Source organism: Streptomyces luteolifulvus (genome assembly GCF_008806595.1).
GTDB lineage: Bacteria > Actinomycetota > Actinomycetes > Streptomycetales > Streptomycetaceae > Streptomyces > Streptomyces luteolifulvus.
Map to the genome: position 1 here is coordinate 25,284 of NZ_VZRB01000006.1, position 13,187 is coordinate 38,470.

Annotated in this window: 13 protein-coding genes; 6 read left to right on the forward strand and 7 right to left on the reverse strand. The window is 69.7% G+C overall.

Translation table 11 applies throughout. The features are described 5' to 3' along the window. Positions 1-55 precede the first annotated feature (55 nt). From F7R91_RS10610 to F7R91_RS10620, 3 genes are all read left to right on the forward strand, one after another. The gene (locus F7R91_RS10610; RefSeq protein ID WP_150946949.1) at positions 56-316 is read left to right on the forward strand and encodes a UBP-type zinc finger domain-containing protein; all 261 of its coding nucleotides are present in this window, start codon (positions 56-58) and stop codon (positions 314-316) included. Between the two features lie 269 nt (positions 317-585). Continuing rightward, positions 586-999 (forward strand): ATP-binding protein, encoded by a 414-nt coding sequence (locus F7R91_RS10615; protein WP_150946951.1) that lies wholly within the window; start codon positions 586-588, stop codon positions 997-999. Continuing rightward, entirely contained in the window at positions 996-2,138 is a 1,143-nt protein-coding gene (locus F7R91_RS10620) for an RNA polymerase sigma factor SigF (protein WP_150946953.1), read from the forward strand. The genes F7R91_RS10615 and F7R91_RS10620 overlap by 4 nt, the downstream gene beginning before the upstream one ends. Before the next feature lie 24 nt (positions 2,139-2,162). On the opposite strand, the gene F7R91_RS10625 is transcribed toward F7R91_RS10620, so the two are convergent. Then, positions 2,163-2,627 carry a hypothetical protein gene (locus tag F7R91_RS10625; RefSeq protein WP_150946955.1) on the reverse strand — a complete coding sequence of 155 codons (465 nt, stop codon included), beginning with the start codon at positions 2,625-2,627 and terminating at the stop codon, positions 2,163-2,165. 116 nt (positions 2,628-2,743) lie between these two features. On the opposite strand from F7R91_RS10625, the gene F7R91_RS10630 reads away from it, so the two are divergent. After that, positions 2,744-3,712, forward strand: a complete 969-nt coding sequence (locus tag F7R91_RS10630; RefSeq protein ID WP_150946957.1) for a diacylglycerol/lipid kinase family protein — start codon at positions 2,744-2,746, stop codon at positions 3,710-3,712. A gap of 317 nt (positions 3,713-4,029) precedes the next feature. Then, positions 4,030-4,287 (forward strand): WhiB family transcriptional regulator, encoded by a 258-nt coding sequence (locus tag F7R91_RS10635; RefSeq protein WP_003992873.1) that lies wholly within the window; start codon positions 4,030-4,032, stop codon positions 4,285-4,287. 187 nt (positions 4,288-4,474) lie between these two features. Here F7R91_RS10635 and F7R91_RS10640 read toward each other — a convergent pair whose 3' ends face one another. Both F7R91_RS10640 and F7R91_RS10645 read right to left on the reverse strand, forming a co-directional pair. Next, positions 4,475-5,950, reverse strand: a complete 1,476-nt coding sequence (locus tag F7R91_RS10640) for a PAS domain-containing sensor histidine kinase (RefSeq protein WP_191971429.1) — start codon at positions 5,948-5,950, stop codon at positions 4,475-4,477. A gap of 403 nt (positions 5,951-6,353) precedes the next feature. Then, positions 6,354-7,433, reverse strand: a complete 1,080-nt coding sequence (locus F7R91_RS10645; RefSeq protein WP_150946959.1) for an SIS domain-containing protein — start codon at positions 7,431-7,433, stop codon at positions 6,354-6,356. 186 nt (positions 7,434-7,619) lie between these two features. Here F7R91_RS10645 and nagB point away from each other — a divergent pair, with 186 nt between their 5' ends. Beyond that, positions 7,620-8,405, forward strand: coding sequence for a glucosamine-6-phosphate deaminase (gene nagB, locus F7R91_RS10650; RefSeq protein WP_150946961.1), 786 nt, complete (start codon positions 7,620-7,622; stop codon positions 8,403-8,405). An 86-nt stretch (positions 8,406-8,491) separates the two neighbouring features. Here nagB and F7R91_RS10655 read toward each other — a convergent pair whose 3' ends face one another. From F7R91_RS10655 to F7R91_RS10670, 4 genes are all read right to left on the reverse strand, one after another. Next, positions 8,492-9,976 carry a glycoside hydrolase family 3 protein gene (locus F7R91_RS10655; RefSeq protein ID WP_150946963.1) on the reverse strand — a complete coding sequence of 495 codons (1,485 nt, stop codon included), beginning with the start codon at positions 9,974-9,976 and terminating at the stop codon, positions 8,492-8,494. Positions 9,977-9,985: 9 nt separating this feature from the next. After that, on the reverse strand, positions 9,986-10,828 hold the full coding sequence (locus tag F7R91_RS10660; protein ID WP_150946965.1) for a carbohydrate ABC transporter permease: 843 nt from the start codon (positions 10,826-10,828) through the stop codon (positions 9,986-9,988). After that, a complete protein-coding gene (locus F7R91_RS10665; protein ID WP_150946967.1) occupies positions 10,825-11,811 on the reverse strand; it encodes a carbohydrate ABC transporter permease in 987 nt (328 codons plus the stop codon). The genes F7R91_RS10660 and F7R91_RS10665 overlap by 4 nt, the downstream gene beginning before the upstream one ends. A gap of 72 nt (positions 11,812-11,883) precedes the next feature. Then, positions 11,884-13,170: an extracellular solute-binding protein gene (locus tag F7R91_RS10670; protein WP_150946969.1), complete on the reverse strand. Its 1,287-nt coding sequence runs from the start codon at positions 13,168-13,170 to the stop codon at positions 11,884-11,886. Positions 13,171-13,187 lie beyond the last annotated feature (17 nt).

The window sequence follows — 13,187 nt, forward strand, 5'->3', positions numbered from 1 at the left end:
GCCCGCCCTCGTTTTTCCGCGCGGCCGTCCGCACGCCCGTCGTAATCTGGCAATCATGAAACAGTGCACGCACGCCGACGCGCTGCCGCATCCGGAACCCGGGCCGCTGAGCGAGACCTGCCCGGAGTGTCTGCGGGGCGGCACGCACCCGGTACAGCTTCGGCTGTGCCTCACCTGCGGTCACGTCGGCTGCTGCGACTCCTCGCCGGGGCGGCACGCGACCGAGCACTACAAGGACTCCGGCCATCCCGTGATGAGGACGTTCGAACCCGGCGAGAACTGGCGCTGGTGCTTTGTGGACCACGTACTTGTGTGACTCTGGAGGACCGGGGATGACTCGGATTTTGTACGGTTCGACCGTCTGACGTCTGGGTACGTCAACCCGGCGCGCGCTCTTCCCAATTGGGCCCGCAGACCCTCTAGCCACGGAGCGTATTCATAGGTTTACTATGAGTGACAGCAGGGGGTCGGGGTCCCGGGACAGGAAAGTCGAGAGCGCGATAGCGTCACCGAGGAACCACCTGTCGCGTTACCCCGGGGGGCGACCCTCGGCCCTGAAGAGCTTGTACCACCTTGGAGGTGAGGGTGTCCCAGATCGCAGGCGAGCCCGCGACCCAGGACTTCGTGGAAGTCCGGCTGCCGGCTGCGGGTGCCTACCTGTCGGTGCTGCGGACGGCCACGGCCGGCCTCGCAGCCCGTTTGGACTTCACCCTCGACGAGATCGAGGACCTTCGCATCGCGGTCGACGAGGCCTGCGCGATCCTGCTGCAGCAGGCCGTGTCCGGCTCGGTGCTCAGTTGTGTCTTCCGGCTCGTCGACGACTCGCTCGAGGTCACCGTCTCGGCCCCGACCACGGACGGTCACGCCCCCGCGCGGGACACCTTCGCCTGGACCGTCCTGTCCGCTCTCGCGGGCAAGGTCTCCTCCGCCGTGGACGAGGACAAAACCGTTTCGATCAGCCTCTACAAACAGCGCGGCGCGGGACCCGGGCCGGCGTGAGGAACGGGGACGGGCCGGTGCGGGACGAAGAGCGCGGCACACGGGAACTGCCGCCCGAGGGCAGGGACCCCTCGGACGTTGCCCGACGCAAGGCGGACGCCGTCGACGGCATCGACGGCATCGACGGCATCCCCGAGCAGGCCCGGCCGCACCCGGAGGACGACGCCGGCGACACTGCGGCGGCCGGCTTCCTGGACGACGGGCAGCGTGATCGGGAAGGTGCCGTGCAGAGCGCGCCTCTGGACGGGCGGATCGGGGGCACCCCAATCCGAGCGGAGGCGAGGGCTCGGGGAAGGGCAACGGGCGGGACGATGAGCGAGCACGAGCGACACTCCGAGGACGAGGCGACGGGTGCGCAGCGTGGGCCGGCGACGCCGCACGACCCCCAGGACCGCAGCGGGGCGCGCGTCCTGTTCGTCGAGCTGCGCACGCTGAAGGAAGGCAGCGCCGAGTACGCGGAGCTGCGCAACCAGCTGGTCCGTATGCATCTGCCGCTCGTGGAGCACCTCGCGCGCCGCTTCCGCAACCGCGGTGAGCCGCTGGACGACCTCACCCAGGTCGCCACCATCGGCCTGATCAAGTCGGTCGACCGCTTCGACCCGGACCGCGGCGTCGAGTTCTCGACCTACGCGACCCCGACGGTCGTCGGTGAGATCAAGCGGCACTTCCGAGACAAGGGCTGGGCCGTGCGCGTCCCCCGCCGGCTTCAGGAGCTGCGCCTCGCGCTCACCACGGCGACGGCCGAGCTCTCGCAGCAGCACGGCCGCTCCCCCACCGTCCACGAGCTGGCCGAGAAGCTGGCCATCTCGGAGGAGGAGGTCCTGGAGGGCCTGGAGTCGGCCAACGCGTACTCCACGCTGTCCCTGGACGTCCCCGACACCGACGACGAGTCCCCGGCGGTCGCGGACACCCTGGGCGCCGAGGACGAGGCGCTGGAGGGCGTCGAGTACCGCGAGTCCCTCAAGCCGCTGCTCGAAGATCTCCCGCCGCGCGAGAAGCGGATTCTGCTGCTGCGCTTCTTCGGCAACATGACCCAGTCGCAGATCGCCCAGGAGGTCGGGATCTCACAGATGCACGTGTCCCGGCTGCTGGCCAGGACACTGGCACAGTTGCGCGAGAAACTGCTGGTGGAAGAGTAGGACGCCGGAGCCTGTCCGGTACGGCTATTGCTTCCCGTCCTGTGTACGGCCCGGACCCTTGATGCCGAGGGCCTGGGTCGTCGCCGGGTTGATCAGCAGGACCAGCGTGGTGACCGCGACGGCCGCGAGCGCGATCCCCGCCGGGATCGCCAGGCTGTCCGCCTGGAGCAGGCTGTACGCCACCGGCAACGCCATGATCTGTGTGACGACGGCCGGCCCGCGGCTCCAGCTGCGCCGGCCGAGCAGCCCGCGCGCGGCGAGCAGCGGCAGCAGCGCGAGGACGATCAGCGTGATGCCGCCGGTGACGGCGGACCGCCGGTCGTCCGGGGCGCCGCTCACGCCCTCCACGAGCATCCAGGCACCCCCGGCGAGAAGCGCCAGCCCCTCCAGCGCGGCCAGCGCCGCCGCGGCGGTCAGCCGGGCAGGGCGGCCCTCCGCCTGCTGGGCGGCTTCGGCGGCTTCCGGAGCGGGGTTCTGCTGAGACGTCACCCCTGAAGGGTAGCCTTCGCGGGGCACGCGCCCGTGGTGAGGTTCACGCACCGATCTCTTACGTGATCCCTACCTCGGCCTGGGATCGGTACCACCGAGTAGGTACCCTGCAATCCATGCGTGCACTTCTCGTGGTCAACCCGGCAGCAACCACCACAAGCGCACGTACGCGTGACGTTCTGATCCACGCGCTGGCGAGCGAGACGAAGCTCGAGGCGGTCACCACCGAGTACCGCGGCCACGCACGCGACCTGGGGCGGCAGGCGGCGGAGAGCGGCAATGTCGACCTGGTGGTGGCGCTCGGCGGCGACGGCACCGTCAACGAGGTCGTCAACGGCCTGCTGCACTCCGGCCCCGAACCCGAGCGCCTGCCCGGTCTGGCGGTGGTCCCCGGCGGCTCCACCAATGTCTTCGCCCGCGCCCTCGGCCTGCCGAACGACGCCGTGGAGGCGACCGGCGCGCTGCTGGACGCGCTGCGCGAGGGCCGTGAGCGCACGATCGGCCTCGGGCTGGCCGCGGGCACGCCCGGCACCGAGGACGAGGCCGTCCCGTCCCGCTGGTTCACCTTCACCGCGGGCCTCGGCTTCGACGGGGGCGTGGTCGGCCGGGTCGAGCAGCAGCGCGAGCGGGGCAAGAAGTCGACGCACGCCCTGTACGTACGCCAGGTCGTCCGTCAGTTCCTCGCGGAGTCGAACCGCCGGCACGGCACGGTCTCCATAGAGCGGCCCGGTGAGGATCCGGTCACCGATCTGGTGGTGGCCATAGTCTCGAACACCTCGCCCTGGACGTATCTCGGCAATCGCCCGATGTACACGTCACCTAAGGCCTCGTTCGATAAGGGGCTCGACGTACTCGGCCTCAGCCGGCTGTCCACCGCCGCGGTTGCCCGGTATGGCACCCAGTTGCTCACTTCGTCCCCCGAGCGCGGCCCTCATGGCAAGCATGCATTTTCGTTGCACGACCTTGACCAGTTCACCTTGCATTCGAAGGTGCCGCTGCCCCTCCAGATGGACGGCGACCACCTCGGGCTGCGTACGAGCGTGACGTTCACAGGCGTACGCCGTGCACTGCGTGTGATTGTGTGAGCAGAAGGGGCCAAAGTCCTTTCACTCGAACGTTTAGGCCAGGATCCACCCCATGGAAGTACGGCTGTGACCTAGTCGACACCGAGGAATCAAAAAAAACTTTCCGGAAGGGGTTGTATCCGCCGCTGAGGTTTGCGAGTCTCTACGTGGCGATCGGGACGGCCCGCAACACCGGCCTCCACGGATCGCCAGAACCCCTCTTCACATCACAGGACCACGCCAGTGAACCTGGTAGTCGGCCCTTCACTCGTTGAGGGATTCGTGAAAGCGTTCACATTCACAAGCAATATGCACGTAATCAAGGAGAGGTAGCAGCCATGGACTGGCGTCACAACGCCGTTTGCCGCGAGGAAGACCCCGAGCTCTTCTTCCCCATCGGCAACACCGGTCCTGCGCTGCTGCAGATCGAGGAAGCCAAGGCCGTCTGCCGTCGCTGCCCGGTTATCGAGCAGTGCCTGCAGTGGGCGCTCGAGTCCGGCCAGGACTCCGGCGTCTGGGGTGGTCTCAGCGAGGACGAGCGCCGCGCCATGAAGCGCCGCGCCGCTCGCAACCGGGCCCGTCAGGCCTCCGCCTGACACTCCCGCCCCGCACAACAGCCTGAGCTTGGCGGCGCGTACAGCGAGTACGCATCTCCCGCCCCCGAGCCGCAGCGCGCAGTACCCCGATGCGCTAAGCAACGAGCGATGAGCCCCGGATCACCTGGTGATCCGGGGCTCTTTGCTGTGTGCATACGGGAGTGTGCGGACGATGGTGCGGACGGGACTATTTGTGCGCCCGCACCGGGATGTCCAGGATCACCTGCGTCCCCCGCTCCGGCGCCGGGACCATGTCGAACACACCGCCCAACTCGCCCTCCACCAGGGTCCGTACGATCTGCAGGCCGAGGTTGCCCGCGGTGTGCGGGTCGAAGCCCTCGGGCAGCCCGACGCCGTCGTCCTGGACGGTGACCAGCAGACGGGCCTCCTTGCTGGTGCCGCCGCGGACGGCCGAGACCTCGACCGTGCCGGTGTCGCCCTCGCGGAAGCCGTGCTCCAGGGCGTTCTGGAGGATCTCGGTCAGGACCATCGACAGCGGGGTGGCGACCTCGGCGTCCAGAATGCCGAAGCGGCCGCTGCGCCGACCGGTCACCTTGCCCGGCGAGATCTCGGCGACCATCGCGAGGACGCGGTCGGCGATCTCGTCGAACTCCACGCGCTCGTCCAGGTTCTGGGAGAGCGTCTCGTGCACGATGGCGATCGACCCGACCCGCCGTACCGCCTCTTCGAGGGCCTCGCGGCCGCGGTCCGACTCGATGCGCCGCGCCTGAAGCCGCAGCAGGGCGGCCACCGTCTGGAGGTTGTTCTTCACCCGGTGGTGGATCTCCCGGATGGTGGCGTCCTTGGTGATCAACTCGCGCTCGCGGCGCCGCAGTTCGGTGACATCCCGGAGCAGGACCAGCGAACCGATACGGGTGCCCTTCGGCTTGAGGGGGATCGCCCGGAACTGGATCACCCCGTCATGCGCCTCGATCTCGAACTCGCGCGGCGCCCAGCCGCTGGCGACCTTGGCCAGCGCCTCGTCCACCGGCCCGCGCGTCGGCGCGAGTTCCGCGGTGGTCATGCCCAGGTGGTGGCCGACGAGGTCGGAGGCCAGGCCCAGGCGGTGGTACGCGGACAGGGCGTTCGGGGAGGCGTACTGGACGATGCCGTCGGCGTCCAGCCGGATCAGGCCGTCGCCCACGCGGGGCGAGGCGTCCATGTCGACCTGCTGGTTCGGGAACGGGAACGAGCCGGCCGCGATCATCTGCGCGAGGTCGGAGGCGCTTTGCAGATACGTCAGTTCGAGGCGGCTCGGGGTGCGCACGGTGAGGAGATTGGTGTTGCGCGCGATGACACCGAGGACGCGCCCGTCCCGCCGTACGGGAATGGACTCGACCCGGACCGGGACCTCCTCGCGCCACTCGGGGTCGCCCTCGCGCACGATCCGGCCCTCGTCCAGCGCGGCGTCCAGCAGGGGCCGGCGGCCGCGCGGGACGAGGTGGCCGACCATGTCGTCCTGGTACGAGGTGGGGCCGGTGTTGGGCCGCATCTGGGCGACGGAGACGTAGCGGGTGCCGTCGCGGGTGGGGACCCACAGGACGAGGTCGGCGAAGGAGAGGTCGGAGAGCAGCTGCCACTCCGAGACCAGCAGGTGGAGCCACTCGAGGTCGGAGTCCTCGAGGTCGGTGTGCTGGCGTACGAGTTCGTTCATGGAGGGCACGTGTGCGAGCGTACCTGGGGGTTTGTCCGGCCCCTAAAACACCCGCGGGCCGCGGCGCCTGGGAGGGACCCTCAACCCTCCCGGCACCGCAGCCCGGAGCAATATCGGCCGCGGGGTGTGCGGTCCCGGTAGGCCGAAGGTCGAGGAGCCGGGGCAGTCAGGGCAGAGAGCTCCGGTTCCTCGGTCCGCCTTCCTGTGCGGGGAAGACGGAAGTCCGCGTGTTCTCCCTCGCATTCTGGACTAGACCAGTTTATGTGTCCATGCGTGAGAGGCTGTTTGTTGTTGTCATCTCCGCGGTTGGTCGGACGCCTTGGCGCCCACCCCGCAGCCTAACCCTTGTGGGTTCATGTGCGGGGCATAGATGGTCATGGCATTTTCCACACGCGTCTCTTTTCGTCCGGGCTCAGCGCGTTTCCGTGATCTTCGCCAGTGCGCGGGGTGCGTCCGGGTCCTGTCCGCGGGCGATCGTGACCTCGTGGGCCAGAAGCTGCAGCGGGATGATCTCCAGGACGGGCTGGATCTCCTCGGCCACGTCCTCGGTGGGCAGGACGAAGCCCGCCGAGGCCTGCTCGACCTGACCGCGGGGACCGATGACGACCAGGTCGGCGCCCCTGCCGCGGAGCCGGTCGAGTACCGGCTGGAGCGCCTCGCCGCCCTTCCCGTCGGTGACGACCGCGATGACCGGGGAGACGTTGTCGACCATGGCGAGCGGGCCGTGCAGGAGGTCGGCGCCGGAGTAGGCGAGCGCGGGGATGTAGCTGGTCTCCATCAGCTTGAGGGCGGCCTCCTTGGCCGTCGGGTAGCCATAGCCGCGGGAGGTGATGACCATGCGTTCGGCGAAGCGGTAGCGGGAGGCGAGAGCGCGGACCTCGTCCTGCCGGGCGAGCAGCCGCTCGGCGAGGTCCGGGAGTACTTTCGCCACCGCTCCGTCGCCGCCATGCAGTCCCTCGACGAAGAGGTAGAGGGCGAGGAGGGAGGCCGTGTACGTCTTGGTCGCGGGGAGTGCCTTCTCCGGTCCGGCCATGACGTCGATGTGGTACTCGGACACGCCGGCCAGCGGTGAGCCGGGGTTGTTGGTCACGGCGAGGGTGATCGCGCCGGCCTCGCGGGCGGCCCGGGTGGAGGCCACCAGATCCGGGGAGCCGCCGGACTGGCTGACGGTGACGACCAGGACGTCGGTGAGGTCGGGGCGGGCGCCGTACGCCGTGGTGGTCGACATCGAGGTCAGACCGCAGGGCAGGCCGAGGCGGATTTCGAGGAGGTACTTGGCGTAGAGGGCGGCGTTGTCGGAGGTGCCGCGGGCGGTGAGCAGGACGAACCGGGGTCCGCGGGCGGCGATCTCCCCGGCCACCTGCCGGATGGCCGGGGCGCCCTCGTCCAGGATCCGCCGCAGCACGGCGGGCTGCTCGGCCATCTCACGGGCCATGATCCGGCCGGGGAGGCCGCGCCGGGGGTCGGGAGTCGTGGCGGTGTTCTGACTCATGGGGGTCCTTCCGGCTGGGTCGTTCTCTTCTCGCACCCTGACGTCTGTACGACCGCCCATTCCACTCCCCCGCGGTGAACTCCGCGTGCGGGGTCGCGAGCACCTGGGCCGGTCAGCCCGACTCTGTTAGATTGGTCTAAACCACACAGTCGCATTCGGACCGCTCTTCAGATCGGCAGGCCCAGCGTGGAAGTTGTCATCGTTCCGGACGCCCGGTCGGGCGGCGAGCTCATCGCCGAGGCCATGGCACAGCTCCTGCGGCGCAAGCCCGACGCCCTGCTCGGCGTGGCCACCGGCTCCACTCCGCTGCCCATCTACGAGGCGCTGGCGGCGAAGGTGAAGTCCGGTGCCGTGGACACCTCGCGGGCCCGGATAGCCCAGCTCGACGAATATGTGGGGCTGCCCGCCGAGCACCCGGAGTCGTACCGCTCGGTGCTGCGGCGCGAGGTGCTGGAGCCGCTCGGGATCGGAATGGACGCGTTCATGGGGCCCGACGGCGCGGCCGGGGACGTGCAGGGGGCGTGCGAGGCGTACGACTCGGCGCTGGCCGGGGCCGGCGGGGTGGACCTTCAGCTGCTCGGCATCGGGACGGACGGGCACATCGGCTTCAACGAGCCGTGCTCCTCGCTGGCCTCGCGGACCCGGATCAAGACGCTGACCGAGCAGACCCGGATCGACAACGCGCGCTTCTTCGACGGCGACATCGCGCAGGTACCGCACCATGTCATCACGCAGGGCATCGGGACGATCCTGGAGGCGCGGCACCTGGTGCTCCTCGCCACGGGCGAGGGCAAGGCGGACGCGGTCGCGGCGACCGTCGAGGGCCCGGTCGCCGCGATCTGCCCGGCCTCGGCGCTCCAGCTCCACCCGCACGCCACGGTGGTGATCGACGAGCCGGCCGCATCCAAGCTCAAGCTTGCGGACTACTTCCGCCACACGTACGCGAACAAGCCGGAGTGGCAGGGGATTTAGCGCCCCCGGGCGACAGCTGAAGGTGCCGGCCACCTCAACGGAGTGCGGGGTGACCGGCACCTTGGTCTGCGCCGGGTGGGCGTCCCCTACACCCCCGCGATGACCTCCACCGCCGCCCGGCCGCAGACCCGGGCCGCGCCGTGGGTGGCGATGTGCAGGGTGCCTCGGGGGGTGGCCTGGGGGACGCCCATTTCGACGACGATCGTGTCGGGGCGGGCGGACAGCAGGGTGTCGAGGGCCGTCGTCATCCAGGGGTGGCGGTGTTCGTCGCGGACGACGGCGACGATACGGCGGGCGCCCGCCGCGGCGAGGGCCAGCGGGCCCGCGCCCTCGCCCGCGAAGCTGCCCGTTTCCGTGCCGGGGAGCACACGGGTGAGCTCCGCTGCCACGCCCCAGGGCGTCTCCGCGCCGACCGCGAAGTTCGCGACCGGAGTGAGCGCGGCGACATAGGGCGCTTCGGTGAGCGGGGTGAAGGTTTCCGCGCCGGTGATCCGAAGGGCGCGCCGGGCCGCGCGCAGGCCGACCTCGTCGTCGGCGGCGACCTCACCGGGCCGGCCCGCCGACGCGGTCCACCGCGCCAGCTCCCTTACGCGGTGCGCCGCGTCCGCGAGGCGTTCCTCGGGCAGTTCGCCGGAGCGCACCGCCGAGACGAGGGCGTCGCGCAGGCGCCGTACCGTCTCGTCGTCGCACAGGCCGCCGCCCACGCAGATCGCGTCGGCACCGGCCGCGACCGCGAGGACGCTGCCGCGTTCGATGCCGTAGGTGGCGGCGACGGCCTGCATCTCGATGCCGTCGGTGACGATCAGGCCGTCGTAGCCGAGTTCACCGCGCAGCAGTTCGGTGACGATGCGGTGGGACAGCGTGGCCGGGTGCTCCGGGTCCAGCGCCGGGACCAGGATGTGGGCGCTCATCACCGCACGGGTGCCGGCGGCGATCGCCGCGCGGAACGGCGTCAGTTCGCGTTCCGCCAGCACCTCCGGTCCCACGTCGAGGCGCGGCAGCGCATGGTGGGAGTCGACCGCCGTGTCGCCGTGGCCCGGGAAGTGCTTGGTGCAGGCGGCGACTCCGGCGGACTGGAGGCCGGTGACATAGGCGGCCGTGTGCCGGGCGGCCAGCGCGGTGTCGGCGCCGAACGAGCGGACGCCGATGACCGGGTTGGCCGGGTTGGAATTCACGTCCGCCGAGGGGGCCCAGTTGAGGTTCACCCCGCAGGCGGCCAGGCGCCGGCCGAGTTCGGCGGCGACCTGCATGGTGAGCTCGGTGTCGTCCACCGCGCCGAGGGCGTGGTTGCCGGGGAAGGAGGATCCGGTCCGCACCTCGAGACGGGTGACGTCACCGCCCTCCTCGTCGATCGCGACGAGCACGTCGTCGCGTTCGGCGCGCAACTGGGCGGTCAGGGCGGCCAGTTGCCCGGGCGAGGCGATGTTGCGGCCGAACAGGCCGACGGAGGCGAGGCCTTCGCCGAGCCGGCGCAGCAGCCAGTCGGGGGCGGCGGTCCCGGTGAATCCGGGCTGGAGGACGGTCAGCGCGTCGCGCGTCAGGGTGTCGGTACCGCGGGCGAATGTCGTCATCGGGTGGCGCTATCCCTTCACTGCGCCCGCGGTCAGGCCCGCGGCCATCTTGCGCTGGACGAGGAGGAACAGGACGACGATCGGCACGGCCATCATCGTGGAACCGGCCATCATCGGGGCGTACTCGGTGCCGTGCTTGGTGGTGAAGTTGCCGAGCCACACGGTCGCGGTCTGGTGTTTCTGGCTGAGCAGCATGAGGGCGTACAGGTACTCGTTCCAGGCCTGGATGAAACCGTAGACGGAGGTGGCGACCATGCCGGGGGCGAGGAGCGGGAAGACGACGCGGAGGAAGGCGGAGGTGCGGGAGCAGCCGTCGACCATCGCCGCCTCCTCCAGCTCCTTCGGGATGTTGACGATGAAGCCGCGCAGCGTCCACACCGTGAAGGGGAGGATGAAGGTGAGGTACGTGATGATCAGGCCGGTGAGCCTGTCGTACTGCTTCAGGTCGTTCAGCAGCAGAAACACCGGGATGATCATGGCGACCAGCGGGACCATCTGGACCGCCAGGATGCCCACGATCACGATCTTGCGGCCGCGGAAGGCGAAGCGGGAGATGGCGAGCGCGGCCAGCATGCCGACGACGACGCCGATCGCCACGACGGACAGCGACACGACCAGGCTGCGCGCGACCGGTCCCCAGAAGTCGGCGATGTCCAGCGCCCGGCTGAAGTTGTCGAGCGTGATACCGGTCGGCAGCAGGCTCGGGTCCGGGTCGATGGCGTCCTTGGCCGGCTTGAGGGCCGTGTTGAGCATCCAGTAGACGGGGAAGCCCGCGGTCAGGAAGACGAGGAGTCCGAGGAGGTTCCAGCCGAGCCTCGACCTCCGGCGGGCCTCGGGAGCGAGGGCACTCATTCGACCTCTCCGATCTTCAGCATCTGGCGCATGTAGACGGCGACCACCCCGAGCAGCAGCACCACGGTGAGCAGGGCGATCGCCGAGCCCTGGGCGTAGTCGTTGACGACGAAGGCACGGTCGTACGAGTACGTGGTCAGCAGCTGGAACTCGGCCTCCGGGTGTCCGTTGCGCATCACGAAGACCTGCGGGAAGACGCCCATGTCCCAGATGACCGACAGCGTCGTGAGCATCACGATGACCGGCTTGAGGATGGGGAGGGTGACATAGCGGAAGACGCCCCAGGCGCCCGCGCCGTCCAGCCGGGCCGCCTCCTCCAGTTCAGCGGGGACCTGGGTGAGGCCGGCGCTGAGGGTGATCACCACAAAGGGCACGGCCCCCCACACCACCAGCAGCATGATCACGGCCAGCCCCTGCGGCCCGCTGGCGAACCAGTTGTGGCCGATCATCTCCACCCCGGGCAGTTTGCTGAGCAGCGCGTTGAGGATGCCGTAGTCGGCGTCGAACAGCCACTTGAAGACCGTGGTGGCGACGATGATGGGCATGCCCCAGCTGGCCACCAGCGCGATGTTGACGAGGGTCTTCACCCAGCCGGAGACCCGCTGCAGCAGCAGCGCGATCAGCATGCCGGCGACCATCGTGAAGATCACGCAGCCGGCGGCGAAGACGATCGTCCGCAGGACCACCGCCCAGAACTCGCCGTCGCCCAGCACCTTGGTGAAGTTGCCGAACCCGACCGACTCGGCGGGCTGGAAGCCCCACAGCTGCGGCTGCCCGTACTTCTGGAAGGAGAGGGTGACCAGACGGACCAGCGGATAGCCGAGGACGAGCGCCAGGATGAGCAGGCAGGGGGCGAGCAGCAGCCAAGGGGTGGCGGCGCCGCCCGAGGTCCGCTTGACGCCCGGCCGCCGTGGTAGGGACGGGGGCGGTGCCGGCCGGGGCGGCGGCACCTTGGCGGGGGTGGTCGTGTCTGCGGCAGTCATCGCGCGCTCCTCAGCGGTCCCTCTGGTCGTACGGGACGGCGGGGCTCCGCCGTGGCGAAGCCCCGCCGTCGGTCACTTGGCGTTGATGACCTCGTCGATCGCGGCGTCCGCGGCCTTGGCGGCGGCCTCGACCGACTTCTTGCCGGTGCCGATGTCCTGGAGCATGGTCTGCAGGATCTGGGCCTTCTCGACCTTGCCCCAGCCGGGGGCCATCGGGACGAACCAGCTGGACTCGGCCGCGGTGGCCGGGACCGCCGTCGCGGGGTCGTTCTTCAGGGGAGCCAGGTCGGTCTTGTTGTTGGGCAGGTTGCCCTTGCCGATCAGGCCCTTCTGGCCGGAGGAGCCGGCGAACGCGTTGATCCACTCGGCGGCGACGGCCTGCGCGTCGGACTTCACCGGGACGGCGAGGTCGGAACCGCCCAGGAAGACGGGGAGGTTCTTGCCGGAGGGGCCGGGCATCACGAAGTTCTCGAGGTTGTCCCTGAGCTTGCCGGTCTTGTCGTTCTTCGGGTCGGCCGCCGTCGCGCCCTCCCACGCGGCGCCGAAGATCATGCCGGACTTGCCCTGGCCGTAGACGATGTAGCGGTCGGACTCGTCCTTGGTCTTGTCGCCGTGCATATACGTGTCGACGACGTTCTTGAAGGCGGTGAGGCCCTTCACGGACTCCGGCGAGGAGAGGCCGGCCTTCCACTGGCCGCCCTCCTCCGTGGCGATGGAGCCGCCGGCGTCGTAGACGAAGGACATGGCCGCGTACCAGTCACGGGTGGGCTGGTACCAGGCGCTGAACTTGTCGCCCTCCTTCTTCTGGACCTTGTCCAGGGCGGCGGTCAGCTCCTCGTACGTCTTCGGGGCGGACTTCACTCCCGCCGAGGCGAAGAGGTTCTTGCGCCAGTTGCCGACGCGGCCGCCGGCGTAGTACGGCACGCCGTAGGTCTTGCCCTGGTAGGTGACCGAGGCCTTCAGACCGTCCAGCCAGGCGGAGGAGTTGTCGAACTTCGCCGGGTCGACGGGGGCGAAGGCGCCGTTGACCATGTAGGCGAGCATCTCGGTGTTGCCCATCTCGACCACGTCGGGGGCCTTGTCGGTGGCGAGGACCGCGTCGAGCTTGGTGTTCTTGTCCGGCCAGCCGTAGTACTCGTGGTTGATCTTGATGCCGGGGTGCTTCTTCTGCACCGCGGCGTCGGCGGCCTTGACCAGCTCGGGCCAGTTGTTCTGGGCGTCGACGGTGAGCCAGACGGTCAGTTCCTTGGCGTCCGCGCCCGTGTCGCCCGAACCCTCGTTGCCGTCGTCGCTCCCGCACGCCGCGATGGAGACCATGATGCCCGCGATACCGATCGCGGCTGCCAGCTTGCGCTTCACGCCACCCTCCTCAGGGA